The sequence below is a fragment of the Aeromonas sp. R7-2 genome (assembly GCF_040908105.1).
Taxonomy (GTDB): domain Bacteria; phylum Pseudomonadota; class Gammaproteobacteria; order Enterobacterales; family Aeromonadaceae; genus Aeromonas; species Aeromonas caviae.
On sequence record NZ_JBFODC010000036.1, the window covers coordinates 311,477 to 335,890 of the forward strand.

Genomic DNA, 24,414 nt, shown 5'->3' on the forward strand with positions numbered 1-24,414 from the left:
CTGCATCCTGCCGTTCAATGAGGCCGATAGCATGCACAAGAACGGTGCGGGGGACAAGGGAGGCGCGCAGACGGGTCTGCCCTCTCCCTCTCCTTTGACAAGCCACAGGCGATGGGCGAGAGACTCACCCCATCAGGGAGGTGATGTGATCCGCGAACGCCGCTGGCTCTCCCAGATAGGAGGAGACAGGCAGCGCAACGACGCGCTCCCCTTGCATCAATCCCAGGGTCGGGAACCCCTGCCCGCCGAGCCGGCGCAGCCACGCCTGGCTTGTGGCCAGATGGCCCACAAGATCGACCCGACCAAAGGCCAGGGCGAATGCTTCCGGTGTCAGCCCCTGCTCCCGCGCGAGCGCCGCCAGCCGTGTCGGGGAACCGACCCATTCCCCATCCCGGTAGTGGGTTTCCTGGATGCGGTGCAACAAGGCAAGGCCGTCGCCGCCAAGCTCGCTCACCGCCAGAACGGCGCGTATGGGCGGCTCGGAGTCGAGGAGCAGTGACTCGTTGAGCAGAAGCTCGTTGAAGTAGCGCTCACCAAAGCGCTGTCCGGTGAGGGCATGGATGCGCTCGTCATGGGGGCGCACATAGTCCCGCAGGGGCTGTCCCATGGCCTGGCGCCTGGCGCCCATCCAGAGGCCCCCCCCATGCAGTTCGATGCGAAGGCCCGGGATCTCGGCAGCGGCTTTCAGCAGGGGGGCGGCACCATAGCACCAGCCACAGAGGGGGTCATAGACATAATGGAGGGTTGTTTGCGCTTCGTTCATCATCATTCTCGCTTCAATGCTGGATAAAAAACCGGGCCCTCGGGCCCGGAAAAAAACACAGGGATGTAGGCGTCAGGGAGTTACCACTTCATCTCGCCGGTATTGACCTTGGCACCGATGGCCAGGCCATCATCGACCGGCAGGGAGGGGTAAGCCTTCTTCAGCGCTTCAATCAGCTGGCCGGAGTGCTTGGTCTTGGCCAGCTCTTGCTCAAAGCGCTGCACGTAGTCACGGGTGAAGGTCACGGCTTCGGTACCCTTGGGCGCAGTCCCCAGGAAGTGACCCGGCACCACGCGCTCAGGTTTCAGCGCCAGCAGATTGTTCAGCGCCTTGACCCAGTGGCTGCGAGCGGCCTTGGACTGGCTGTCCGCCATCCAGACGTGCACGCCGCTGTAGACCGGCACACCACCAAAGGCCGTCTTGATGGAAGGGGCCCAGAGGTAGGCATTCGGGGTGTTCATCTCTTTGATTTCAATCTTCTCGCCATCCAGCGTCAGGTGGCTGGCCGTCATCACTTGCGGCACGGTAAGGCTCTTGGGTGCATCCTTGCCCAGGATCGGGCCCCAGTAGCTCAGCTTGGCATCCTTGGTCTGCTTGATATGGTCGACCACATGCTGGTCGGCCAGCACCTTGACATCCGGGAACGCAGCCATGACGGGTTCCAGACCGAAGTAGAAGTCGGGGTCACCGGCACTGATATAGACAGTGGTCAGCTTCTTGCCGCTCTTCTTGATCATGTCCACCAGCGCCTGACCATGTTGCACATCGAACTGGGCATCGATCAGGATGGCCTCTTTGTCACCGGTTACCAGTGAGGAGGAGACGGGGAAGATCGCCTTCTCGCCGGGGTTGTAGACGGTCACGGTCAGGGGGGCCGCCAGGGCGGAACCCGTCATCAGGAGGCTGGTCAGGGTCAGGGTACGCAGTGTGTTGTTCATCAGATAACGCTCATCGGTGTGGATTAATGGAATGAGCGCAGTTTATTGCATCACCATCGATACAAATACCGCATAATGGGCGCATCACTGTTGCACAAATCGAGCATATAGGGGCACAAGATGGATAGGCTGACCGCATTGCGGGTCTTTGTCTGCGTAGTGGAACAGGGCAGCCTGAGCGGCGCCGGGGAGAAACTGGAGATGTCCCGCGCCATGGTGTCGCGCTACCTGGCCGAGCTGGAACGCTGGATGGGGGCCAGATTGCTGCACCGCACCACCCGCCGGCTGAGCCTGACCGGGCCGGGAGAAGAGGCGCTGAACCGGGCCAGAGCCATGCTGGCCCTGGGGGAAGAGATGGAACACCTGGCCATCCGCCATGACGAGGCCCCCAAGGGGCAACTGCGCATCACCTGCAGCTACTCTCTCTCCGAAGCCCTGCTGGTCGGGGCGGCGAACGACTACCTGGCCCGTTACCCCGGCACGGCGATCGACATCCTGCTGCTGGACCGGACGGTCAATCTGGTGGAGGAGCGAATCGATCTCGCCCTGCGCATCACCAACGACCTCGATCCCAACCTGGTGGCCCGCAGGCTCGGCACCTGCCACTCGGTGGTGTGCGCCAGCCCCGCCTACCTGGCCCGCCATGCCCTGCCGCAGCAGGTGCAGGATCTGGCACTGCACAACTGCCTCACCTACACCTATTTCGGCAAGAGCCTGTGGGAGTTTCTGGGGCCCGATGGTCCCGAATCCGTCCCGGTGAGCGGCAACCTCAGCGCCAACATCTCCAACCTGCTGCTGGCCGCCACCCTGGACGGGGCGGGGATCAGCCTGCAACCCGCCTACTCGGTTCACCCCCATCTGGCAAGCGGCGCTCTGGTCCCCCTGCTCACCCCGTGGCAGCCCAAGCGCCTCGGCGTCTATGCCGTTTATGGCACCCGCAAACAGATGTCCCCCCTGCTGCGCAGCTTCCTCGACTTTCTCGTGGAGCGGATGGCGGACGATCCCCTGTGGCAGGAAGCCCCTCCCTCTCTCTGATCCCTGCGAGCCGCACAAAAAAGGGGCCTCGCGGCCCCTCTTTGCTCCATCCTGTGCCCGGTCAGGCTTCGAAACCGAATGCCTTGACCGGGGTCTCTCCCTCCTCGGCCTCCTGATCCTCCAGATAGATGTCGTGATAGGCGGCATAGATGGAGTAGTTGATGGCAGGCAGCACCACCAGCAGGCCCACCAGCATCAGGAGTGCGCCAAAGAAGATCAGCACGGCCCCGAGCAGCCCCCACCAGAGGAAGGGCCACATGTTGCGCAGACATCCCTTGAAGCTGAGCCTGGCTGCCTGCCAGACCCCGACCTGATGGAAGAGGATAAGGGCGGGGGCGAAGGTGATGGCCATCAGCACGGGAACGAACAGTGCCAATCCCACCAGGGCGCAGACGAGGAAGCCCTGTGCCTGCTCCGGGGTCAGCGCCAGGGAGCCCGGATCCGCGGACAACAGGCCGGTGAGTCCCCACTGGTGCAGCAGGAACACGCAGATCATCAGGATCCCCATGATGAGGCCGAGCACCATCAGGCCCCCCAGCATCAAGGGGGTCAACCGATGGCGGAAACCGGCAAAGAAGTCGCCAAATTGCAGCGCCTCGCCATGGTGACCCCGCCGCGCCACCGCCACCCAGCCAGCCCCCCACACCATGTAGAGCAACTGGGAGATCAAGCCCCCCGCTGGCAGCTGATCCAGCACGATGCCCACCACAAACCAGAGCACTATCATGGCCACGCTGGCACCCATCCCCTTGTTGAAGATGTCGAATCCGGTGCGGATCCAGATCCAGCCCTGTCCTATGCCATGGCGTTTGGGTTCGTGGCGCAGGGCCCTGTCACTGTTCATCATTGACCTCGTCGAAAAATAGGGGCGAAGCGGCGTCTCCTCAGGGCACGCTCACCGTGACCATGATGGTGCCGGTGTAGGGGCCGGTGCGTACTACCTGGCCCGGCAGCCGGGTCGGGTAGAGCCTCACCTTGTGGTCGGTGGCCTGGGTCGCCGCCGAGTAGGGTACCGCGATGGCGGTATCGAATGGAATAGGGGTCAGGGCCCCTGTCCGGCCATGCCCACCCCGACACCGGCCAGGCTGGTGGTGATGAAGCGGTTGTCGCTCGCGAGCACCCCCGAGAAGCTGTAGCGCAGCGGCCCCCTGCTCAGGCTGGCAAGGTCGAAGGGAAGGCTGGCACCCGCAACCAGAGCATTCACCTCGCTGCAATGGCGTGTCCGTTGCGTCCTTCTGGGCCGCAGCCGATGAGTTTATCGGCCACGGTTGACGGACAGCACCGCCAGAATGTGGCATCATCTCCCCCCTCTTGCTTTCCCCCTGATCCGATGGAGCCATCATGCGCCGCCTCTTCTTTCTTCTCCTGCTGCTCGGCAGCCCTGCGCTTCACGCCGAACCGGGGTTTATCAGCCGCCTGCTCAACCACCCGGTGCCGGGGGGCGTGGCCGTGGTACCACTGGGAAGCGGGGCCAAGGCGCCCGCAGTGCGCTATCAGGACAAGCCTGTGCTGGTGGTACAGGAAGACGGGAAGACGTGGATCGCCATCGTCGGCATCCCGCTCAAGAGCGCGCCCGGCCCCCATCAGGTAACCACCAGCGATGGCCGCACCTTGAGTTTCACGGTCGGCACCAAGCACTACCGTGAGCAGCACATCAAGCTCAAGAACAGCCGCCAGGTCAATCCGCTGGCCGAAGACATGACCCGCATCAACCGGGAGCTTGCCGAACAGACCCGCGCCTACCAGACCTTCAGCCCGGCTCAGCCGAGCAACCTGCTGTTTGACAAGCCGGTCCAGGGCCCGCTCTCCAGTCCCTTCGGGCTGCGCCGCTTCTTCAACGGCGAGGAGCGCAACCCCCACTCCGGCCTCGACTTCGCGGTCGGAGCCGGCACTCCCATCAAGGCACCAGCTGCTGGCAAGGTCATCCTCATCGGCAACTACTTCTTCAACGGCAATACGGTGTTCGTCGACCACGGCCAGGGCCTCATCAGCATGTTCTGTCACATGTCGAAGGTGGACGTGAAACTGGGCCAGAGCCTGCCCCGCGGCGGCATCGTCGGCCGGGTCGGCTCCACCGGCCGCGCCACCGGTCCCCACATGCACTGGAACGTCAGCCTCAACGACGCCCGCGTCGACCCCGCCATCTTTATCGGCGCCTTCAAGCCCTGAGTCCGGCGACCTACTGCCCACAGGCAGGGGCACTCAAAATGAAAAAGGCAGCCGAGGCTGCCTTTTTCATGGACGCATGACCACATCTCAGGCAGCGCTGTGCTGGCGCCCCTCCCTGTTCATCGCCCGCCACATCACCAGGACCAGCAGAGTGCTGCAAGTGGGCAGCGCCAGCCAGACACCGGCCACTCCCCACAGGGAGGAGAAGCCCCACAGGAAACCGCCGATCAGCACCAGCTTGCCGCCGGTGAGCAGGGAAGCGATGCGAGCCCGGTTGATGGCCTGGAAATAGGTGGCCCCCACCAGCAGCAAGCCTTCCATGGGCAGTCCCCAGAAGTAGAGCCAGATACCGAGGCTGGCCACCGGCAACAGGGCAGCATTGTCCCCCGCAAACAGATAAACCACTGCCTCCGGCCACAGATACAGCGGGATCATCCCGCACAGTGCCACCGCCATGGTCACTCCCAATGCCTGGTTACGCACCCGCAGCACCCGTGCCCAGTTGCCCGCCCCGGCATTGAAGCTGGCGATGGGTTGGATGCCCATGGCGATCCCCTCGAAGATGAGATAGAAGAAGGCCTCGCTGTAGCTGATGACCCCATAGGCGGCCACGTGCAGCGAAGTGCCCACCGAGAGCAGCGCCTTGTTGTGCAGCGCCAGCACCACCGAGAGGTAGAGGTACATCAGAAAACTCGACACCCCGAGTCGCAATGTCTCCCCCATCAGCCGCCAGTCGGGCACCAGGGTATCCCAGCGAATGCGCAACTGGCTGCGGGGGGTGAAGAAGTGCCACAGGCACAGGCCCCCGGTGACCGCCTGGGAGAGCATGGTCGCGATGGCGGCCCCCGCCAGCCCCCAGGGGATCACCGCCATCAGCAGGTAGTCGAGCAGCACGTTGAGCACGCCGCCCCCCACCAGGATCCAGGTGGTGAGGCCGGGTCGCCCGTCGTTGCGCAGCAGGGCGGTAAAGGCCATGGAGAGCACCGCGAACACCCCGAGCCAGGCGTACCACTGCAGATAGGCGAAGCCTGCGTCGAAGATGACCCCCTGCGCCCCCATCCAGACAAGCATGGCCTTGCCGTAACGAATGCCAATGAAGGCGAGCAGCGCGGAGGCGATGAGCACCATCACCAGGGCATTGCCGACGATGTGGCGCGCCCTGGCCTGCTCCCCCTTGCCCAGATAGAAGGAGGCCAGCGACGAGGATCCCATGCCGATCAGGGCACCCACCGCGTAGAGCACGGCGCAGATGGGGTACGCCAGCATCATGCCGGCCAGCCCGTCCTGGCCCAGGATATGGCCGACGAAGATGCCGTCTATGGTGACATAGATGCCGGTGACCAGCATGGCGGCCACCGTGGGGGTGACGTAACGCAAGAAGAGGCGGGAAAGGGGGGCCGTGCCCAGATCGACGGAGGACATAAATTGCTCAATGAAGGGGAACGGCCAGAATAATAGCCAAACAAGACCCGGATCACCCGTTATTTGTGCCGTGGATCATTCATCTTGAGGGCTTTACCCGCCCCGGCCCCTGCTTTAGGCTAGGGCGACTTCTCCTGAACGGAAACGTGCGCCATGTTGCAACGCCTGCTCTGTCTGATGCTCTGTCTCAGCCTGTTCCCCTTCTCCGCTGTCCAGGCTGATGATGCCATCACTCAGGTAGAGGAGCTGCTGCAAAGCATCCCCAAGACGGATACCCCGGAAAATCAGCAACTGCGGGAGAGCTACCAGCAGGCCCTGCAATATGCCCGGGATGCCCAGCGCTACCGGGAACAGGGCAAGACCTACCAGCAGATCCTCATCGACTACCCCAAGGAGTCCGCCCGTCTCAAGGAGGGGCTGCACAACTATCAGCCCCAGTCCCGCCCGTCCCTCTCCTCCCTCAAGGAGGATGCCCTGCGCCAGGCCATCAGCCTGAGCAGCAACCGCCAGCTCAACCTGCGCAAGGAGCGTCAGGCGGTGACCGACAGCCTCAACCAGCTTGAGAGCACGGGCCAGGAATATCACCTGCGGGTCGACGAGTTGCGCAAGCAGTTGCTCCAGACCCGCTCCCTGCTCGATCGCCTGAGCTTCAGCAACGAGTCGGACAGGTTGCAGGAGGCCCAGCAACTGGCCACCCGACTCAAAGAGCAGAGCCTCTCCGACCGGATCCAGATGCTGGAGCTGGAGCAGCTCTCCGCCCAGCAGCGCAACGATCTGGGCAAGCTCAAGCTGCAGGAGCTCAACCTCGCCATCACCGACGAGGATGAGTGGCAGACCAGTCTGCTTGCCCAGCAGAACCAGCTGCGCCGGGACAAGACCGAGCAGACCCTGGCCGAGAGCGAACGCCTGCGCCGCCAGCTCACCTCTGACCTCCCCCTCTTGCAGGAGCAACAGCAGCAAAACCAGGCCCTCTCCCTGCAACTGGGGGCCCTCGAGGACCAGATTGAACGGGTGCAGGACGAGCAGCGGGGGGTGGACACCTCCCTCTCCGGGCTCAACGAGCTGGTCAATTCGGTGCGCGAACAGCTGGAGTGGTTGCAGATAAGCAACGCCTACGGCGAGAACCTGCGCAGCAAGCTGGCCGATCTGCCCGCCTACTTCCCGCTGGAGCGGCTGGAGTCAGCCATCGTCAAGGCGCGTATGGCCAAATACCAGTACGAGACCGAGCAGGATGCCCTGAAGGATCCGGTGCAACTGCGCAACAGCCTGCTCAGTGGAGACGGCATCACCCTGGACAGGGCCCAGCGCGCCGTGCTGGACAACCTGCTCAAGGCAAGGCGGCAACTGCTGACCCGGCTCAACGATGCCTCCGACACCCTCATTCAGGAGCAGACCCGCCTCAAGCTGCTCTACAGCCGTCAGAACAGCAAGATCGACGAGATCCGCGAACTCAGCGCCAGCCATCTGTTCTGGATGCCGGACGTGCGCCCCCTGAGCCCGGCGGTGCTGCTCGGCGTCCCGGCCGCCCTCGGCCTTGCCTTCAACCCGGCCAACTGGCTGCAACTGCCCAGGGCCATCGCCGAGAACAACCCCCTGAGCCTGACCCTGGCTGGCCTCGGGCTGCTGGGGCTGGCCTGGTGCTGGCTGAAACTGGCCCGCCACCTCATTCAATACAGCCAGTACATTGCCCCGCGCATCGGCAAGGTAACCCAGGACAAGTTCAGCCTCACCAGCCGGTTGCTGGTGCGCTCCGTGCTCGCAGCCCTGCCGCTGCCCGCCATGGTGCTCATGGTGCACGGCCTGCTGGACGGCGCCTGGCAATATCCCTTCGCGGTGGCGGTGGCCCGGGGCCTGGGTGAAATCTGGTTCCTGCTGCTGGCCCTGCTGGTGGCGCGCCACCTCACCCTGGAGAAGGGGATCCTCATCCTCCACTTCCGCTGGCAAAAGGAGCGGGTGCAGCGAGTGTGGGGACAGTTTCGTACCCTGCTGCTGGTGCTGATCCCGAGCTTCTTCGTGCAGGGCATGGCGAGCAGCTATCAGGAGCACGCCTTCTACGACTCCCTGGGACGCCTCGCCTTCATCATCGGGGCCCTCTGGCTGCTGCTCTTCTTTGCCCGCCTCAACCGGGAAAAACTGCCCCTCACCTGGGGTCAGGCAGACATGACCAAGCCCCATCTGCTGCACCACTTCATCTGGAACAGCCTGATGCTGGCCCCGCTGCTGGCGGTGCTGGGCGCCCTGTTCGGCTACTTCTACACCTCCCGCACCCTGCTGCGCCAGCTGGAGCTGAGCCTGCTGGCGGGGCTCGGCTGCCTGCTCGTCTACTATCTGGCCCACCGCTGGATGCTGATCCAACGCCGCCGACTCGCCTTCGATCGCGCCAAGCAGAAGCGGGCCGAGATCCTGGCGCAGCGGGAGCGGGAAGAGGACGATCTCAGCTCCGAGATCCCCGATGTGGTGGAGGAGCCCGAGCTGGATCTGGATACCATCAGCGCCCAGTCCCTCGGCCTGGTGCGCACCCTGCTGATGCTGGGCTTCACCATGCTGGTGGTGGTGCAATGGTCGGATCTCAACTCGGCATTCAGCTTCCTCAGCAGCATCGAGGTGTGGCAGGTGAGCAGCAAGGTGGCCGGCATCGAGCAGCTCTCCGCCATCACCCTGCAGGATCTGATGCTGACCGTCTTCGCCTTCATCCTGACGGTGGTCACCGCCCGCAACCTGCCAGGGTTGATGGAGCTCACCCTGCTCCAGCACCTGAGCCTCTCCCCAGGCACCGGCTTCGCCCTCACCACGGTGAGCAAGTACCTGGTGCTGCTGATTGGCGCCCTCACCGGCTTCTCCATGCTCGGCATCGACTGGTCCAAAACCCAGTGGCTGGTGGCAGCACTCTCCGTGGGGCTGGGCTTCGGGTTGCAGGAGATCTTCGCCAACTTCGTCTCCGGCCTCATCATCCTGTTCGAAAAACCGATCCGCCTGGGTGACACCGTCACCATCAGGGATCTCACCGGCACCGTCACCAAGATCAAGACCCGCGCCACCACCATAGTGGACTGGGACAGGAAGGAGATCATCGTCCCCAACAAGGCCTTCATCACCGAGCAGTTCATCAACTGGTCCCTGTCCGATGCCATCACCCGGGTCCGCTTGCGCATTCGCATCGGCCTGACCCAGAATCCCAAGCAGGTACAGCAACTGCTGGAGCAGAGCGTGCGCGAGTCCACCCTGGTGCTGGATACGCCCGCCCCGGAGGTGTTCCTCATCGAGTTCACCGACTCGGCCCTCATCTACGAGATCCGGCTCTACGTCAACAACATGGATCACCGGATGCCCATTACACACGAGGTACATTCCCTGATCCTGGAGAAACTCGGCCAGGTCGGCATGCATCTGCCACATCAGCAGATCGACATCCGGATGAGCCGGGGATGAAGCCCCCAAAGACGACAACAGGAGCCATCATGCAGATCATTGCCCATCGCGGTGCCAGCGGCCTGGCCCCGGAGAATACCCTCAAGGCGATGAGCCTGGCGCTGGATCTGGGTGCCAAAGCCATCGAACTGGACGTGCAGTGGGCCGACGGAGAGCTCTGGGTCTTCCACGACCGGCGGCTGGAGCGCTGCACCAACGGCCAGGGTGTGCTGACCGGGCAATCCCGGGAGTACCTGGCGAGCCTGGATGCGGGGGACGGGGAGCGGATCCCGACCCTGTGGCAGGTGATGGCACTGGTGGCGGGGCGCTGCGAACTGCACATCGAGCTAAAGGGCGCCCACACCGCCGAGCCGGTGGCCGCCCTGACCAGGCGGGCCGAGGCCGAGCTTGGCTTTACCCAGGCGCACTGGATCGTTTCCTCCTTTCATCATCCCGAGCTGTTACGCTTCAAGGGACTGCGACCGGAAATCAGGATCGGCGCCCTCACGGCCAGCCTGCCCCTCGACGGCGCCGCCTTCGCCGAGACGCTGGGGGCCTGGTCACTGAACTGCGACGTGGATTTCGTCGACGAGACCCTGGTGGCGGATGCCCATCGCCGGGGGCTCAAGATCCTGGTCTATACAGTCGACGAAGTGAGTGATGGGATCGCCCTCGCCAGCATGGGTGTCGATGGCATCTTCACCAACCGGCCAGATCGATTCAGCTGAGTATCGGCGCGGCCTGGCAGGCCACAAGGAGGTGAAAAGAATTGAAAAAATGCGGTGCACCGGGATACATAAAGTCCATAGCCAGCCGATACAGAGTTGGCTCATAACAATAACAAACACCATGGATCTCTGACTGACGCTCACAAGGATGTAAACATGAACCTATCCATCAAGAACAAGCTGGTCCTCTCCATCGGGGCCATCATTCTGGTCATCACCGGCCTGCAGGTCTGGTACAACACCTCCCAGTTGCGCAGTGAAACACAGCGGCTGATCTGGAGCTTCATCGACGACAGCTCGGTCGCCAACGTCAAGGGGATCTCCCGCTGGCTCGACGCCCGCATCAATCTCGTCACCGCCACCAAGGAAGCCTTCGCCAAGGAAGACGAGCCCCTCAGCCACCTGGCCCAGTCCATGAATGCGGGCAACTTCGATCTCGTCTACGTGGGCACCAAGGATGGCCGGATGATCCAGAGCAAGCCGACCGATCTGCCGGCTGGCTATGATCCTCGCCAGCGCCCCTGGTACAAGGACGCCATGGCCGCCGGCAAGCTCGCCATCACGGCCCCCTATGCCGACATCACCACCGGCCAGCTCATCATCACCATCGCCGAGCCCTTCAGTCGCGGCAACACCGACGGCGTCATCGCCGGTGACGTCTCCATCGACGGTCTGGTGAAAGACGTGCTCGCCATGAACTCGGAAGGCACCTATGCCATTCTGGTGGACAGCAACGGCACCATCATCGCCCACCCGGACAAGGATCTGACCCTCAAACCCGCCACCGCCATCTCCCCGGAACTGACGGCAGCCAAGGTCAACGAGCTTGCCCATGACAACACCATCTCCGAGATGGATATCAGCGGCAAGGCGAGCGTATTCGACCTCACCGAGATCCCCAACACCAACTGGTATTTCGGCATCGTGGTGGATGAAGCGGTCGCCTACCAGTCCGTCTCCCGCATGGTCACCTCCGCCCTCATTCAGGGATTGCTGACCATCCTCATCGTGGCGGGCTTCTCCTATGTCGCCATCAACGGCTCCCTGGCGCCGCTGAAAACCCTGGGCGAGGCAATTGCCGATCTCTCCCGCGGCAACGGCGATCTCACCCGTCGCATCAAGATCGAGCGTGAAGACGAGGTCGGTACCGTCGCCAAGCACGTCAACACCTTCATCGAGCGCATCCACGTCATGGTGCAGGACATCTCCAACTCCTCCACCCAGCTCAACCAGCAGGCCAGGTCTTCCCACGACATGGCGGAGAAATCCAACCAGGGGCTGGCCCGCCAGCAAAACGAGATCTCCCAGATTGCGACCGCAGTGCACGAGATGTCCGCCACCGCCGTCGAAGTGGCCAGCAACGCCGAGCAGACCGCGGAAGCGGCCCGCAGCTCCTCCAGCAGTTGCGAGCACGGCAAGCAGGTGATTGCCCGCAACCAGCGCTCCATCACGGATCTGGCCACCCAGGTCAAGCAGGCCTCCGGCATCATTCAGGAACTGGAGAAGAACGCCCAGGAGATCAACACCATCCTCTCCACCATCCAGGGCATCGCCGAGCAGACCAACCTGCTGGCGCTCAACGCCGCCATCGAGGCCGCCCGGGCTGGCGAGCAGGGACGCGGCTTTGCCGTGGTGGCCGACGAGGTGCGGGTGCTTTCCCAGCGCACCCACAGCTCCACCGTCGAGATCCGCAGCATGATCGAGACCCTGCAGCGCAACACCCAGGGCGCCGTCAGTACCATGCACGAGGGTCAGCTGCTGGCCCAGAACAGCGTGGAAGATGCCAACGATGCGACCCAGGCGCTGGAGCAGATCACCACCTCCATCAACCAGATCTCCGACATGGCGACCCAGATCTCCAGCGCCGCCGAGGAACAGCGTGCCGTCACCGACGAGGTGAGCCGCAACATCCAGGCGGTCAAGGATGTCTCGGACGAGCTGGCAGTGGATGCGGACAGCTCCCGCAATCTGTCGGCCCAGCTTAAAAATATTTCAGGTGAATTGAATAATCAGGTCGGCATGTTCCGCATCTGATCGACCATGGGAAGAAAGGGGCCGTTCAGGCCCCTTTTTTTATAAACCCTTTTTGTTTCAACGGTTATAATCCCCTTTCGAGACCCTCAACCCTGTGATCGACATCTCCTTTTGCCCATGTGTGGGAGACGGGCCCAGTCTGTCATGGCTATATTCGCATTACTTTTTTGATGCCTAACCTCGATATGTCATCGTGATAATAGTTATCATTAAACTGTTTTGATAAAAAACTTAAAAACTTTATGGGTAATACCCAAAAAGAGAGGCATTTCTCATTTTTTTGAAAGAAAACTACGTATAATCTTGGAGTTAAAATCACCAGAGTAGCGAGTACGGCTGATCCAGATCACTGATGGATGGCGATAATGACGGCATTTTCATCCAAGGAATGGGGTGGTTGTAATAAAAATCACCGTTGCCAAGCACTAAAACAAAGCAGTTTGACTTGCATCAAGCCTGAATTTTTTTCATAGAGCAAAATCGTGCCCAGCAAATCTATCCCTAAGGAGGCAGATGTGGATATTATCAAGACCGATGTTGCCATCATCGGTGCCGGTGGCGGTGGCCTGCGTGCCGCAATCGCCATTGCAGAAGCCCACCCGGAGCTGGAAATCGCCCTGATTTCCAAGGTCTATCCGATGCGCAGCCACACAGTGGCCGCCGAAGGTGGCGCCGCAGGCGTCGTCCGTGATGACGACTCCCTGGAAAACCACTTCAACGACACCGTCTCCGGTGGTGACTGGTTGTGTGAGCAGGACGTAGTCGAGTACTTCGTCAACAACGCCACCAACGAGATGATCCAGCTGGAGCACTGGGGTTGCCCCTGGAGCCGCAAACCGGACGGCAAGGCCAACGTTCGCCGTTTCGGCGGGATGAAGATCCCCCGCACCTGGTTCGCCGCCGACAAGTCCGGCTTCCACATCCTGCACACCCTGTTCCAGACCTCCATCAAGTACCCGACCATCAAGCGCTTCGACGAGCACTTCTGTCTGGATCTCATCGTGGAAGATGGCCGCGTCCAGGGTGTCGTCACCTTTGACATCCAGAACGGCATCACCCGCTTCATCCAGGCCAAGTCCGTGGTGCTGGCCACCGGCGGCGCTGGTCGTGTCTATCGCTACAACACCAACGGTGGCATCGTCACCGGTGACGGCATGGCCCTGGCCTACCGCCACGGCGTACCGCTGCGGGACATGGAGTTCGTCCAGTATCACCCGACCGGTCTGCCGGGCACCGGCATCCTGATGACCGAAGGTTGTCGTGGTGAGGGTGGCATCCTGCTCAACAAGGATGGCTATCGCTACCTGCAAGATTACGGTCTGGGCCCGGAAACCCCGGTCGGCCAGCCGAAGAACAAGCACATGGAGCTGGGTCCGCGCGACCGTCTCTCCCAGGCCTTCTGGCAGGAGCAGCAAAAAGGCCGCGTGATCCAGGGCCCCATGGGCGACGTGGTTCACCTCGACCTGCGCCACCTTGGCGAGAAGTACCTGAAAGAGCGTCTGCCCTTCATCTGCGAACTGGCCAAGGCCTACGTGGGTGTGGATCCGGTGAAAGAGCCGATTCCGGTACGTCCGACCGCCCACTACACCATGGGTGGCATCGAAACTGACGGCAAGTGCGCCACTCGTCTGGCCGGTCTCTATGCCGCTGGCGAATGTGCCTCCGTCGGTCTGCACGGCGCCAACCGTCTGGGTTCCAACTCCCTGTCCGAGATCGTGGTCTTCGGCAAGGTGGCCGGTGAGCAGGCAGCCGAGTTTGCCGCCACCCAGCAACACGGCAACACCCAGGCGCTGGTCGCCAAGGCCGAGGCGCTCATCAAGCAGCACCTCTCCCTGCTGGACATCGACGGCACCGAAAACCCGGCGGATATCCGCAACGAACTGGGCATGTCCATGGAAGCCGGTGTCGGTATCTACCGTACCGAAGAGCTGATGCAGGGCACCATCGACAAGATCAACGAGCTGAAAGCCCGTTACAAGAAGATCAAGATCAACGACAAGTCCTCGGTCTTCAACACCGACCTGCTGTACGCCATCGAGCTGGGCTACATGCTGGACGTGGCGGAAGCCATGGCGCACTCCGCCATCAACCGCAAAGAGTCCCGCGGTTCCCACCAGCGTCTGGACGGTTACGAGGAGCGCGATGACGTCAACTTCCTCAAGCACACTCTCTCCTTCTACAACGGCGAAGGGGCCCCGACCATCGACTATTCCGATGTGAAGATCACTAAATCCCAACCGGCCAAGCGCGTGTACGGTTCCGAGGGTGAGAAACAAGACGAGGCTAAGAAGAATGGCTGAGATGATCGAAATTGAAATCCTGCGCTACCGTCCCGAGCAGGATAACGAGCCCTGGATGCAGACCTTCCAGGTGCCCTACCTCAAAGAGATGTCCCTGCTGGATGCGCTGCAATACATCAAGGATCATCTGGACTCTACCTTGAGCTTCCGCTGGTCCTGCCGGATGGCGATCTGCGGCTCCTGCGGCATGATGGTCAACGGCATTCCGAAACTCGGTTGCAAGACCTTCCTGCGGGATTACCTGCCGGGCAAGATGACTATCGAGCCGCTCAACAACTTCCCCATCGAGCGCGATCTGGTGGTCGACATGTCCGACTTCATCGAGAAGCTGGAGAGCATCAAGCCCTACATCATCCCGTCCGAGCCGCGCAGCCTGTGCGATGGCGAGTACACCCAGACGCCGGCTGACATGGCGAAGTATCACCAGTTCTCCATGTGCATCAACTGCGGTCTGTGCTACGCGGCCTGCCCGCAATATGGCATCAACAAGAAGTTCACCGGTCCGGCGGCCCTGGCACTGGCCTATCGCTACAACGCCGACAACCGCGACAGCGCGTCCAGGGAGCGGATGAAGATCATCAGCCAGGACGAGGGCGTCTGGGGCTGTACCTTCGTGGGCTACTGCTCCGAAGTGTGCCCGAAAGGCGTGGATCCGGCCGCCGCCATCCAGCTTGGCAAGGTCGAGAGCGCCAAGGACTACATGATCGCCATGTTCAAGCCGGATTGAGACCAGGAGTGAGACCATGAACAACACTGAGAGCAAACGTAAGCCTTACGTGCGCGAGATGAAGAAAGACTGGTGGCTGAAGAATGCCTTCTACACCGGTTACATGATCCGCGAAGGCACCAGCATCTTCGTTTCCATCTACGCCGTCGTGCTGATGTGGGGTCTGCTGCGCCTGGTACAGGGTCAGGAGGCATTCAACGGCTGGCTGGAATCCCTGCAAAGCCCCATTGCCATCCTGTTCCACGTCATCGCCCTGGCAGCCTGCCTGTTCCACGCCAAGACCTGGTTCGCCCTGGCTCCGAAAGCCATGCGCATCTTCCGTGGTGAAGACCTGGTGCCGGAGAAGCCGATCGTCATCGCCCAGTATGTGGCGCTGGCGGCGGTATCCCTGCTTGTCCTGATCATCGTGGCCTGAGGAGAAAACCATAAGACGTTCTGACGAACCCGGTTATTGGTGTCTGTTTGGTACCGGGCTCTCACTCAGAAACGTTGGCCACGATCACTCAATCATGATTTGAGGAAAAAATATGAGACGTTCTGACGAGCCAATTTACTGGGGTCTGTTTGGTGCGGGTGGCATGGTGGTTGCCATGCTGCTGCCGGTCATTGTCCTCATCACAGGTCTGCTGGTGCCCATGGGCATCATGGACGTGGAGACCATGAGCTACGAGCGCGTGCTGGCATTCGCCAGCTCCTGGTGGGGTGCCTGCATCCTGCTGGTGATCATCGCCCTGCCCGTCTGGCACGGCATGCACCGCATCTACCACGGCCTGCATGACTTGGGGATCCACACCACCAAGCTGCACCACTATGTGTTCTATGGCTTCGCCTTCCTGGTGTCCGCCATCACCGTCGGCCTGCTGATGGTACTGGTGCTCCAGTAAGCACATCCTGACTGCATGACAAACCGGGCCCAGTGCCCGGTTTTTTTATGACCATCTTCTGCGGTTCATCTCCACCCGGCAGCTGGCCTGCGCGCTCGTTCGGCATCCGTCACCAGAGTCGCGGTGCCGGTTCACGGCCGTTTTCCGCGTAGTAGAGCGACGGCAGAAACTGCGCCAGATAACTGAACTCGCTGTAGCAGTGGCGCATCAGGTTGAAGCCTATCTCGTCCGGCACCTCGTCAAACGGGTTGGCGCAGGCTTTGCCCAGCAGAAAGCGACTGCGCAGCACACAGCCATAGGGGGTATCGCGCGCCAGGTGCAGCATCTCGCCATCCAGCGGCGCATCGTTGTCATCCAGCGCCACCTCGTTGCCAAAGCCGATACGGGCGCAGATGGCGGCAGAGAGAGCCTGCGTCTCCCGCGCCTCGTGTAGCGATTGCGGGGCGAACACCTCTTCGGCACCGTGGAACTTGAGGCGAGCTGCCACCGGCGGCAGCTCGGCAAGCCACTCCACCGCCTCTATGCTGGCTCCCACATAGCGCTCCCCTTTTTTCCAGTGATGATCCCAGCCCCGGTGCTCGACATGATCGTGGGGGTGCCACCACCTGATGTGCTGGGTCGTCTCGAAGAAGGTGAACCACCAATCCAGCATGCGCCCCTTGCAACCGTGCAGATCGGTGCGGATGGCGACCGTCAGCAGGCCGTCGGTGCTGCGGGTCAGACCCATTTCCAGGCGAAGGGGTTGCGGCCTGAGCAACTCATTGATGTCATTGACGCCCCAAGGGGCAAACAGGGCAGAAGGATGCATGATATGACTCCCATAAATTTAGGAAACGAAGTTCGTTTCTTAAATTACGCTATGCCTGTATGCTGGGTCTGTCAATGCTTTCCAGGAGCCCATATGTCGCACCAGAACGATGAAGAAACACGCTCACGAGGCCGTCCGGTCACCCCGGAAGCCGACCTTCGCGCCGCCCTCGCCGAGGCGACGCTGACCTTGTTGCTCAAGGGGGGCTACGGCGCTGCGACCGTGGATGCGGTGGCCAAAGAGGCGGGGGTTGCCAAGAAGACCCTCTACCGCTTCGCCGCCAATCGCGACGAGCTGGTAGCGCAGGCGGTGCGCAGCTGGACCGATGCCTTTCAACCGGCCTTCGAGCAGGATGCAACCCACCCCGAGGTACTGGGAGAGATGCTGGTGCAGGGCTTGCAAGCCATTGCCAGCCAGGTGCTGAGCGCACCGGCGGTGGGCATGTTCCGACTGCTGCAGCATGAGTTCGCGGGGCGCGATGCCCTGCTGGCGGCCTATCAGGAGAACGGCATTGCCCGCGGCAGAGCGACGCTGGCGGCGTGGCTACAGCGCCAGCAGCAACTGGGCTGGCTGCGCGAGCTGGATACCGCCCAGACCAGCGACCTGCTGCTGGCGATGACCATGGCGGAGCCGCTGCGCCAGATGGCGCTCGGCTTGCTGGCGCCGGGCAGCGACATCCGCGCGCGCATCGCCGCCGCCGTAGCCCTGGTCCTGCCCGGCTTGATGCGAGGGTCGGCGTCCTTCCTCAGCGTGCCACCTCCTGCCATTGAGCCAACAAGGGAGCAGGAACGTTGCCATAACGCACCAGCGGGGTCTGGTGCCACTCCGCCAGCTTCTGGATGGCCTTGCCCAGATTCTGGGCCAGGGTCCGGGTCACCCTGACCCCGTCTTCCAGATAGAGGCTCTTGACCTCAAACACCCCCTCCTTGCGATGGGCCTTGGCGTCCATCCTGCCCACCAGCTTGCCGCGATGCAGCAACGGCAGCACGAAATAACCGTACTGGCGCTTGGGGGCCGGGGTATAGCACTCGATGCGATAGTCAAAGCCAAACAACTCGCTGGCCCGCTTGCGATCCCACACCAGCGGGTCAAAGGGCGAGAGCACGGCGGTGTGGCTCGCCTTGAGGGTGCCCGCCTGGGCCCGGACCAGCTCATCGGCCAGGGAGGCGTGAACGAAGGCTCCGTGCTGCCACCCCTCCACTCGTACCGGCAACAGCTCCCCCTCGTCCGCCAGCTGGTGGAGCAGGGCGTCGTATTTCCCCCGTTTAAGGCGATAGTAATCCGCCACCCAGCCGGTCTTGACCAGCCCCAGCGCCCGGCAACTGGCTCGCACCATGTCCCGCCGGGCGAGATCAGGACTCGGCAGATCCCGCTCGTCATTCCACTCCGGCATGACCCGCTCGGCGAGATCGTAGACCCGCTGGAAATTGCGCCGTTCGCGCACCATTAGCTGACCTGCGGTAAACAGCACCTCCAGGTGGCGCTTTTCGGGCTTCCAGTCCCACCAGCCGTTGCCCTTGCCCCCCTTGCGCTCGAAGTCTGCCGCCCGCACCGGGCCATCCTGGCGTATGCGCTCGACTATCTGCGCTATCTCGCCGCCGTGGGTCTTGAGCCACTGGGCGGAGAACTTCCAGCCCATGGCGGCGGGATCCAGCATGCGATGGCGCAGCAGCCGGTAATCTTCCCGGGGGACGAAACAGGCCTCGTGGGCCCAGTATTCGAAAAGATCACCATCGGCCAGCAGTTGTTCCAGCCAGCGCGGATCGTAGTGGCCAAGGCGGCTGAACAGCACCAGATAGGGGCTGCGGGCCACCACGGAGATGGTGTCTATCTGCAGCAACGCCATGCGGCGAATGCAGGCGAGCAGGTCGGCGGGGGTTGCTCTGGCGCGGCGCGGGGTCAGCAGCCCCTGGGCCGCCAGTTGCAGGTGGCGGGCGTCTTGCAATGAGAGGTGGGGGATCGACATGGAGATAGGGGCATCCGTTCCTGGGTATCAGGCCACCAGCATGCCCAACTCATGGCCAAATGAAAACGCCCGGCTCAGGGTTTGGTGAACACCGCCACATCCGCATGAGGAAACTCGACCTCTGCCTGCCAGCGGACCGCCAGGGCACGGAACGAGGCCTCGGCGAAGAAGACGATGTGGGTGGGATCGTGGCGATAGCGCCAGGTCTTGAAGCGCTCGTCCCCCAGCACCCGCTGGGTCTGCAACACCAGCACCCCGCCGGGCTTGAGGCAGCCCCAGAGCGTGTCCAGCACGGCGCGGGGGGTGGCGATGTGCTCTATCACCTCGGTGCTGGTGATGAAGTCGTATTGCCTTGCCAGGCACTCGGGGTCGTCGGCATAGAACTTGTCGTAGCCCGCCATCTCGAAGCCCGCCTCCCGCCCCATGGCGATAAGGGCAGGTCCGGGGCCGCAGCCAAAATCGAGGCCGCTGGCAGAAGGCGACACCCGGGCCAGCACCTCGCCAAAGGCACGCATCAGAAAGGCCCGGTAGCGGGGATCGTCCACCCGGTTGTCGTGCCCGTCATAGACCGCCTTCTCAGCCCCCTCGTCCAGGTGGTCCGCCTCGTCCATCCAGACCAGCTCGCACGCCAGGCAGCGGTAATAGCCCTTGCCCGCCACCGGCAGGGCATGGTGCCAAGGGGAGAGACACAGGGGACAGTGAATAGGGGATGACATGGCAGCTCCTCGGGTGGCGACAGCGGGGCAGATTGCCTGCCACGCCCGCTGCTGGCAACTGTTTTGTCTGGTGCCCCCATCGCCCACCGTTCACCCCCCGCCAGTTTTTTTCGTCTTTTTTTGCGCCTTAAGGGTTTCTTAAGTTTGCCCTTTTACTCTCATCCCATCGCAAGAGAAGGAGCCAACCATGACCATCGAGATCCAAGCCCCCTACCGGTTGATCCTGGCCGAATCCCCGCAGCAGGTCATGGCGCTGCAAACCTATATCCAGGCCGCCTACACCCTCGAGTTCAACGCCCGCATTCCCCATTTCCTGCCCTGCCTGCTCGGGCTCTACCGGGCAGATGGCGTGCTGGTCGGTGCCTGCGGCCTCAATCAGGCCTGCCATGGCGAGCACGAGCAACCGCTCTATCTGGAGCAATATCTGGAGCAGCCTGTCGAGGCCGCCATCGAGACCCGTCTCGGGGTACGTCCGGCCCGCCACCGCATCATCGAAGTGGGCAATCTTGCCTGCAGCGAACCGGGCCACGCCCGCCTGATGTTTGCCGCGCTGTGCCGTCTGCTGTGTGACAACGCCCTGGACTACGTGGTGTTCACCGGCACCGCCAAGCTGCGCAACAGCTTTACCCGCCTGCGTCTCAACCCGGTGGAGCTGGCCCCCGCCCAGGCCCATCAGGTGGGAGAGGATGCCAGTGCCTGGGGCGAATACTACCGCTGCCAGCCCAAGGTGATGGCAGGCGACATCAACCAGGGGCGCGAGGTGCTCGCACAGAGCAGCCTGCTGCTCAACCTGCTGGGGCCCATGCCCCGCCTTTTTAACCATGCCGACATCGACAGGAGGTGCGCGCAATGACGCTGTTCGACACCATCGCCCACCATGCCAGCCAGACCCCGCACCAGCCTGCGCTGCTAGGCAGCCAGGGTGAGCTGGATTACCAGAGCCTGTGGCAGCAGATCCAGCAACTGGCTGGAGTACTGCAAGGGGCCGGCATCCGCCGCCTGGCCCTGCAACTCGACAACGGCCTGCCCTGGGCACTGATCGATCTCGCCTGCACCTGGGCCGGCATCGTGGTCATCCCGGTTCCCCACTTCTTCAGTCCGGCGCAGCAGACGTGGCTGCTGGAAAGCAGCGGAGCAGACGCCCTGGTCGGCCCGGAGCACCAGGGGTGGCAGGCCGCCTCGCCCCTCGTGCTCATGGCAGGCAGGCCCGATGAGCAGGCCGTGCCCCTGTGGCGCCGCATCCCGGCCCGCCTCCCCGAGCTGCCGGCGGGCACCGCCAAGATCACCTATACCTCGGGCACCACGGGGCAACCCAAGGGCGTCTGCCTGTCGCTGGAACAGATGACGGCGGTCTGCGGATCCCTTGCCCTGCGGGTGGCCCCTGCCCGGGTTGAGAAACACCTGACCCTGCTGCCCCTCACCACCTTGCTGGAGAACCTGACCGGCTTGTATGTCCCGCTGCTGACCGGCGCCTGCAGCCGCATCCCCTCCCTGGGGGAACTCGGCTTCTCGGGCTCCAGCAAGCTGGATCCTGCGGCCCTGGCCCATGTACTGCTGCGCTGGCCCAGCCACAGCCTGGTGCTGGTACCCGAGTTGCTGCGCCTGCTGCTGGCCCTGTGCCTCAATACCCCTGCCCTGGCGACACAGCTCGGCACTCTGCGCTTCGTCGCCGTGGGCGGCGGCAAGGTCGCCCCCGAACTCATCGCTCACGCCCGTGCGGCGGGGCTGCCGGTCTTCGAGGGATACGGTCTCTCCGAATGCGGCTCCGTGGTCGCCCTGAACGGCCCCCACGGGGATCGTCCCGGCAGCGTCGGCCTGCCCCTGCCCCACTGCCAGGTGACGATCGCCGCAGACGGCGAAGTCATGGTCAGCGGCAGCGCCATGCTGGGCTACCTGGGGGAAGAGGGCGAGACGGGCAGTCAGATCGCCACAGGGGATCTGGGTCGGCTCGACGAGGAGGGCTATCTCCATATCACGGGGCGCAAGAAGAACGTGCAGATCACCGCCTTTGGTCGCAACTTCTCCCCGGAGTGGGTGGAAGCCCAGGCCCAGCTCTGCCCGGCCATCGCCCGCATCGTCATCTTCGGTGACGGTCAGCCCGCCAACGTGGCCCTTATCCAGCCGCTGCCGGGCAGCCAGTCCCAATTGCCAGAGCAGATTGCCCGGCTCAACCAGCAGTTGCCCGATTACGCCCGCATCCATCACTGGTTGCCGGTCGCCCTGGATCAGCTCCCTGGCCTCCTGACGGCCAACGGGCGCCCCCGTCGCAACGAGATTTATCACCATTTTTCCCGGCAGATCAGCCAATGCCTCACAGGAGAGACCTCATGAGCTTCTACCAGACCCTGCAACAAGCCACCGCCTGCGAGCGCGAACGCCTGTTCAACGCCCCCATCATCGAGGCCTGCCGCCGCGGCGACATCAGCCGTGACACCTACCTCGCCTTCCTGGCACAGGCCTACTACCACGTGCGCCACACGGTGCCGCTCCTGATGGCCACCGGCGGCAAGCTGGGGCAGGAGTACGAATGGGTGCGTGGCGCCATCAGGGAGTACATCGACGAGGAGTACGGCCATCAGGAGTGGATCCTGAACGACATCCGTGCCTGCGGCGGTGATGCCGAGGCGGTGCGCCACGGCCAGCCGGGCCTGCCCATCGAGTTGATGGTGGCCTTCCTCTACGACCAGATCCAGCGCGGCAACCCCATGGGGTTCTTCGGCATGGTGCAGGTGCTGGAAGGCACCAGCGTCGCCATCGCCCTGACCGTCGCCGACCAGCTCAAGAGCGGTCTGGGTCTGCCGCCCCAGGCCATGAGCTACCTGAGCTCCCACGGGGCCCTGGACCAGGAGCACCTCAAGTTCTTCGAATCCCTGATGAACCGGGTGGAAGATGCTGCCGATCAGGCCGCCATCATTCACGCCGCCAAGGTGGTCTACCGCCTCTATGGCGACATGCTCTATCAGCTCACGGGATCCTGCCAATGAAGCTTGAAGGCAAACGCATACTGCTGACTGGCGCCAGTGGCGGCATTGGTGAAGCCCTGGCCCATGAACTGGCGGCCCAGGGTGCCCATCTGCTGCTGCACGGTCGTCGGGCCAGCGCCCTGGAGCGCCTGCGCCGGGAGCTGCCTCATCCGGATCGCCACCAGACGGTGACGGCCGATCTTGGCTCTCCCCATGAGCGGGCGCAGCTGCTGCAACATCCGGCCCTGGACGAGGGGCTGGACGTGCTCATCAACAGTGCGGGCTGCAACCAGTTCGCCTGGCTGGAAGATCAGAGCAGCGAGCAGGTGACACGCCAGTTGCTGCTCAACGTCGAGGCGCCCATCCAGCTCACCCGAGCCCTGCTGCCCCGGCTGCGCAAGCCCGCCATCATCATGAACATCGGCTCCAGCCTCGGGGCTATCGGTTTTGCCGGCTACAGCGTCTATTGCGCCAGCAAGTTCGCCATGCGCGGCTTCAGCGAGTCCCTGGGGCGGGAGCTGGAGGGAACCGGCATCAAGGTGCTGCACTTTGCCCCTCGCGCCACCCGCACCCACCTCAACTCCGAGGCGGCCTATGCCATGAATGCCGAGCTTGGCACCCGGACCGACAGCCCACAGGACGTGGCCGAGGAGGCCGTCATCGCCCTGTGCAACGAGACACGCCGCCGCTGGCTCGGCTGGCCGGAAAAGCTCTTTGTGCGGCTCAACGGCCTGCTGCCCGCCTTGGTGGACATGGCCCTGGCCAAGCAGCGCCCGATCATCGAGCGCCACGCCCGCCGCACCGCCTCCCCAGCCCCCGATCACAGGAGCGATCCCGCCTGTGCGACAAACGAGAAGGAACATTGAGATGAAGCACGCCACTTTCCGTCCCCGATTTGGTCACGGCCCCCTGTTGCTCGCCCTGGGAGGCCTGCTGGCAAGCGGTCTGGCCCAGGCCGCCGATGCCCTGCCCACCATTCAGCAGGAGTGGGCCCACTGCCAGTACCAGCAGACCGGAAAAGCCAAGGAGAGCTGCCTGGAGAACCTGAGTGCCAAGGCCGATGAGGCGAGCGCCAAGGAGGCATTTCGCACCGATCTGCTGATCTGGTCCGCCATCGTCAAGAGCACCTGGGCGGGGGCCAAGGGCGGCCTCGGCGCCCTTGGTCTGGTGAAGGAGGCCAAGGCCAAGCTCGAGATCGCCATCAAGCAGGATCCCAAGGCGCTGGAAGGCTCGGCCTACACCAGCCTGGGCTCCCTCTACTACCAGGTACCGGGCTGGCCGGTGGGCTTTGGTGACGACGAAAAGGCGGAGAAGCTGCTCAAGCAGGCGCTGGTCATCAATCCCACCGGCATCGACCCCAACTTCTTCTACGGCGACTTCCTGCTGGATCAGGGTGACAAGGCACAGGCGAAGGTCTATCTGGACAAGGCCCTGGCCGCCCCGGCGCGCCCTGGCCGCGAGGTGGCTGACGAGGGCCGCAGAATGGAAATTCGCGAGCGTCTCGCCAAGCTGTAAACACAAGCAGCACAGTGTGCTATTTCAACTCTGCCCAC

The 24,414-nt window shown here is 63.0% G+C and carries 22 protein-coding genes and 1 pseudogene; 15 read left to right on the forward strand and 8 right to left on the reverse strand.

What is annotated here, in order from left to right:
* Window positions 1–124: 124 nt before the first annotated feature.
* Both AB5Y47_RS16820 and AB5Y47_RS16825 read right to left on the reverse strand, forming a co-directional pair.
* Window positions 125–769, reverse strand: a complete 645-nt coding sequence (locus AB5Y47_RS16820) for a DsbA family protein (protein WP_043155970.1) — start codon at window positions 767–769, stop codon at window positions 125–127.
* Window positions 770–843: 74 nt separating this feature from the next.
* Window positions 844–1,701: a Vmh family MBL fold metallo-hydrolase gene (locus AB5Y47_RS16825; RefSeq protein ID WP_010673815.1), complete on the reverse strand. Its 858-nt coding sequence runs from the start codon at window positions 1,699–1,701 to the stop codon at window positions 844–846.
* A gap of 120 nt (window positions 1,702–1,821) precedes the next feature.
* Between AB5Y47_RS16825 and AB5Y47_RS16830 the strand changes: the two genes are divergently transcribed.
* Window positions 1,822–2,736, forward strand: coding sequence for a LysR family transcriptional regulator (locus AB5Y47_RS16830; protein ID WP_041212561.1), 915 nt, complete (start codon window positions 1,822–1,824; stop codon window positions 2,734–2,736).
* A gap of 61 nt (window positions 2,737–2,797) precedes the next feature.
* Here the strand turns inward: AB5Y47_RS16830 and AB5Y47_RS16835 are convergent, their stop codons facing one another.
* Both AB5Y47_RS16835 and AB5Y47_RS16840 read right to left on the reverse strand, forming a co-directional pair.
* Window positions 2,798–3,580, reverse strand: a complete 783-nt coding sequence (locus AB5Y47_RS16835) for a BPSS1780 family membrane protein (RefSeq protein WP_045525644.1) — start codon at window positions 3,578–3,580, stop codon at window positions 2,798–2,800.
* 198 nt (window positions 3,581–3,778) lie between these two features.
* Entirely contained in the window at window positions 3,779–3,940 is a 162-nt protein-coding gene (locus tag AB5Y47_RS16840; RefSeq protein WP_368220408.1) for a hypothetical protein, read from the reverse strand.
* A gap of 137 nt (window positions 3,941–4,077) precedes the next feature.
* Between AB5Y47_RS16840 and AB5Y47_RS16845 the strand changes: the two genes are divergently transcribed.
* Complete coding sequence (locus tag AB5Y47_RS16845; RefSeq protein ID WP_049636548.1) at window positions 4,078–4,905, forward strand: M23 family metallopeptidase; 828 nt, start codon at window positions 4,078–4,080, stop codon at window positions 4,903–4,905.
* A gap of 87 nt (window positions 4,906–4,992) precedes the next feature.
* On the opposite strand, the gene AB5Y47_RS16850 is transcribed toward AB5Y47_RS16845, so the two are convergent.
* Window positions 4,993–6,327 (reverse strand): MATE family efflux transporter, encoded by a 1,335-nt coding sequence (locus AB5Y47_RS16850; RefSeq protein ID WP_368220410.1) that lies wholly within the window; start codon window positions 6,325–6,327, stop codon window positions 4,993–4,995.
* Window positions 6,328–6,480: 153 nt separating this feature from the next.
* Here AB5Y47_RS16850 and mscM point away from each other — a divergent pair, with 153 nt between their 5' ends.
* The 7 genes from mscM to frdD all read left to right on the forward strand — a co-directional run bounded on the left by mscM (window position 6,481) and on the right by frdD (window position 16,408).
* Window positions 6,481–9,756: a miniconductance mechanosensitive channel MscM gene (gene mscM / locus AB5Y47_RS16855; RefSeq protein WP_368220411.1), complete on the forward strand. Its 3,276-nt coding sequence runs from the start codon at window positions 6,481–6,483 to the stop codon at window positions 9,754–9,756.
* Between the two features lie 29 nt (window positions 9,757–9,785).
* Window positions 9,786–10,463 (forward strand): glycerophosphodiester phosphodiesterase, encoded by a 678-nt coding sequence (locus tag AB5Y47_RS16860; protein WP_053288722.1) that lies wholly within the window; start codon window positions 9,786–9,788, stop codon window positions 10,461–10,463.
* A 156-nt stretch (window positions 10,464–10,619) separates the two neighbouring features.
* Window positions 10,620–12,497, forward strand: a complete 1,878-nt coding sequence (locus AB5Y47_RS16865; protein ID WP_010673807.1) for a methyl-accepting chemotaxis protein — start codon at window positions 10,620–10,622, stop codon at window positions 12,495–12,497.
* 515 nt (window positions 12,498–13,012) lie between these two features.
* Window positions 13,013–14,797, forward strand: coding sequence for a fumarate reductase (quinol) flavoprotein subunit (frdA, locus tag AB5Y47_RS16870; protein ID WP_010673806.1), 1,785 nt, complete (start codon window positions 13,013–13,015; stop codon window positions 14,795–14,797).
* A complete protein-coding gene (locus AB5Y47_RS16875) occupies window positions 14,790–15,524 on the forward strand; it encodes a succinate dehydrogenase/fumarate reductase iron-sulfur subunit (RefSeq protein WP_042065016.1) in 735 nt (244 codons plus the stop codon). Before frdA ends, AB5Y47_RS16875 begins: the two co-directional genes overlap by 8 nt.
* Window positions 15,525–15,540: 16 nt before the next feature.
* Entirely contained in the window at window positions 15,541–15,939 is a 399-nt protein-coding gene (locus AB5Y47_RS16880; protein WP_010673804.1) for a hypothetical protein, read from the forward strand.
* Window positions 15,940–16,051: 112 nt separating this feature from the next.
* Window positions 16,052–16,408 carry a fumarate reductase subunit FrdD gene (frdD, locus tag AB5Y47_RS16885; RefSeq protein ID WP_010673803.1) on the forward strand — a complete coding sequence of 119 codons (357 nt, stop codon included), beginning with the start codon at window positions 16,052–16,054 and terminating at the stop codon, window positions 16,406–16,408.
* Between the two features lie 109 nt (window positions 16,409–16,517).
* Here frdD and AB5Y47_RS16890 read toward each other — a convergent pair whose 3' ends face one another.
* The gene (locus AB5Y47_RS16890; RefSeq protein ID WP_319896395.1) at window positions 16,518–17,216 is read right to left on the reverse strand and encodes a hydrolase; all 699 of its coding nucleotides are present in this window, start codon (window positions 17,214–17,216) and stop codon (window positions 16,518–16,520) included.
* A gap of 93 nt (window positions 17,217–17,309) precedes the next feature.
* On the opposite strand from AB5Y47_RS16890, the pseudogene AB5Y47_RS16895 reads away from it, so the two are divergent.
* Window positions 17,310–17,948, forward strand: a pseudogene (locus AB5Y47_RS16895) (TetR/AcrR family transcriptional regulator); the annotation flags it as partial.
* Between the two features lie 13 nt (window positions 17,949–17,961).
* Here AB5Y47_RS16895 and AB5Y47_RS16900 read toward each other — a convergent pair.
* Window positions 17,962–19,182 carry a winged helix-turn-helix domain-containing protein gene (locus AB5Y47_RS16900; RefSeq protein WP_368220412.1) on the reverse strand — a complete coding sequence of 407 codons (1,221 nt, stop codon included), beginning with the start codon at window positions 19,180–19,182 and terminating at the stop codon, window positions 17,962–17,964.
* 74 nt (window positions 19,183–19,256) lie between these two features.
* Complete coding sequence (locus AB5Y47_RS16905) at window positions 19,257–19,898, reverse strand: class I SAM-dependent methyltransferase (RefSeq protein WP_049636553.1); 642 nt, start codon at window positions 19,896–19,898, stop codon at window positions 19,257–19,259.
* 187 nt (window positions 19,899–20,085) lie between these two features.
* Between AB5Y47_RS16905 and AB5Y47_RS16910 the strand changes: the two genes are divergently transcribed.
* From AB5Y47_RS16910 to AB5Y47_RS16930, 5 genes are read left to right on the forward strand one after another with little or no spacing between them, the layout of a single operon-like run.
* Window positions 20,086–20,751: a thermostable hemolysin gene (locus AB5Y47_RS16910; protein ID WP_042014526.1), complete on the forward strand. Its 666-nt coding sequence runs from the start codon at window positions 20,086–20,088 to the stop codon at window positions 20,749–20,751.
* Window positions 20,748–22,229: an AMP-binding protein gene (locus AB5Y47_RS16915; protein WP_368220414.1), complete on the forward strand. Its 1,482-nt coding sequence runs from the start codon at window positions 20,748–20,750 to the stop codon at window positions 22,227–22,229. The genes AB5Y47_RS16910 and AB5Y47_RS16915 overlap by 4 nt, the downstream gene beginning before the upstream one ends.
* Window positions 22,226–22,882 carry a TenA family transcriptional regulator gene (locus tag AB5Y47_RS16920; protein ID WP_039039563.1) on the forward strand — a complete coding sequence of 219 codons (657 nt, stop codon included), beginning with the start codon at window positions 22,226–22,228 and terminating at the stop codon, window positions 22,880–22,882. The genes AB5Y47_RS16915 and AB5Y47_RS16920 overlap by 4 nt, the downstream gene beginning before the upstream one ends.
* Window positions 22,879–23,727 carry an SDR family oxidoreductase gene (locus tag AB5Y47_RS16925; RefSeq protein ID WP_039039562.1) on the forward strand — a complete coding sequence of 283 codons (849 nt, stop codon included), beginning with the start codon at window positions 22,879–22,881 and terminating at the stop codon, window positions 23,725–23,727. The genes AB5Y47_RS16920 and AB5Y47_RS16925 overlap by 4 nt, the downstream gene beginning before the upstream one ends.
* 1 nt (window position 23,728) lies before the next feature.
* Entirely contained in the window at window positions 23,729–24,376 is a 648-nt protein-coding gene (locus AB5Y47_RS16930) for a hypothetical protein (protein ID WP_319910388.1), read from the forward strand.
* Window positions 24,377–24,414: the final 38 nt, after the last annotated feature.

Bases quoted from the DNA above. Each gene is read 5' to 3' on its own strand.
- AB5Y47_RS16820 (WP_043155970.1), bottom strand. From the start codon at position 769: ATGATGATGAACGAAGCGCAAACAACCCTCCATTATGTCTATGACCCC.
- AB5Y47_RS16825 (WP_010673815.1), bottom strand. From the start codon at position 1,701: ATGAACAACACACTGCGTACCCTGACCCTGACCAGCCTCCTGATGACG.
- AB5Y47_RS16830 (WP_041212561.1), top strand. From the start codon at position 1,822: ATGGATAGGCTGACCGCATTGCGGGTCTTTGTCTGCGTAGTGGAACAG.
- AB5Y47_RS16835 (WP_045525644.1), bottom strand. From the start codon at position 3,580: ATGAACAGTGACAGGGCCCTGCGCCACGAACCCAAACGCCATGGCATA.
- AB5Y47_RS16845 (WP_049636548.1), top strand. From the start codon at position 4,078: ATGCGCCGCCTCTTCTTTCTTCTCCTGCTGCTCGGCAGCCCTGCGCTT.
- AB5Y47_RS16850 (WP_368220410.1), bottom strand. From the start codon at position 6,327: ATGTCCTCCGTCGATCTGGGCACGGCCCCCCTTTCCCGCCTCTTCTTG.
- mscM (WP_368220411.1), top strand. From the start codon at position 6,481: ATGTTGCAACGCCTGCTCTGTCTGATGCTCTGTCTCAGCCTGTTCCCC.
- AB5Y47_RS16860 (WP_053288722.1), top strand. From the start codon at position 9,786: ATGCAGATCATTGCCCATCGCGGTGCCAGCGGCCTGGCCCCGGAGAAT.
- AB5Y47_RS16865 (WP_010673807.1), top strand. From the start codon at position 10,620: ATGAACCTATCCATCAAGAACAAGCTGGTCCTCTCCATCGGGGCCATC.
- AB5Y47_RS16875 (WP_042065016.1), top strand. From the start codon at position 14,790: ATGGCTGAGATGATCGAAATTGAAATCCTGCGCTACCGTCCCGAGCAG.
- AB5Y47_RS16880 (WP_010673804.1), top strand. From the start codon at position 15,541: ATGAACAACACTGAGAGCAAACGTAAGCCTTACGTGCGCGAGATGAAG.
- frdD (WP_010673803.1), top strand. From the start codon at position 16,052: ATGAGACGTTCTGACGAGCCAATTTACTGGGGTCTGTTTGGTGCGGGT.
- AB5Y47_RS16890 (WP_319896395.1), bottom strand. From the start codon at position 17,216: ATGCATCCTTCTGCCCTGTTTGCCCCTTGGGGCGTCAATGACATCAAT.
- AB5Y47_RS16900 (WP_368220412.1), bottom strand. From the start codon at position 19,182: ATGTCGATCCCCCACCTCTCATTGCAAGACGCCCGCCACCTGCAACTG.
- AB5Y47_RS16905 (WP_049636553.1), bottom strand. From the start codon at position 19,898: ATGTCATCCCCTATTCACTGTCCCCTGTGTCTCTCCCCTTGGCACCAT.
- AB5Y47_RS16910 (WP_042014526.1), top strand. From the start codon at position 20,086: ATGACCATCGAGATCCAAGCCCCCTACCGGTTGATCCTGGCCGAATCC.
- AB5Y47_RS16915 (WP_368220414.1), top strand. From the start codon at position 20,748: ATGACGCTGTTCGACACCATCGCCCACCATGCCAGCCAGACCCCGCAC.
- AB5Y47_RS16920 (WP_039039563.1), top strand. From the start codon at position 22,226: ATGAGCTTCTACCAGACCCTGCAACAAGCCACCGCCTGCGAGCGCGAA.
- AB5Y47_RS16925 (WP_039039562.1), top strand. From the start codon at position 22,879: ATGAAGCTTGAAGGCAAACGCATACTGCTGACTGGCGCCAGTGGCGGC.
- AB5Y47_RS16930 (WP_319910388.1), top strand. From the start codon at position 23,729: ATGAAGCACGCCACTTTCCGTCCCCGATTTGGTCACGGCCCCCTGTTG.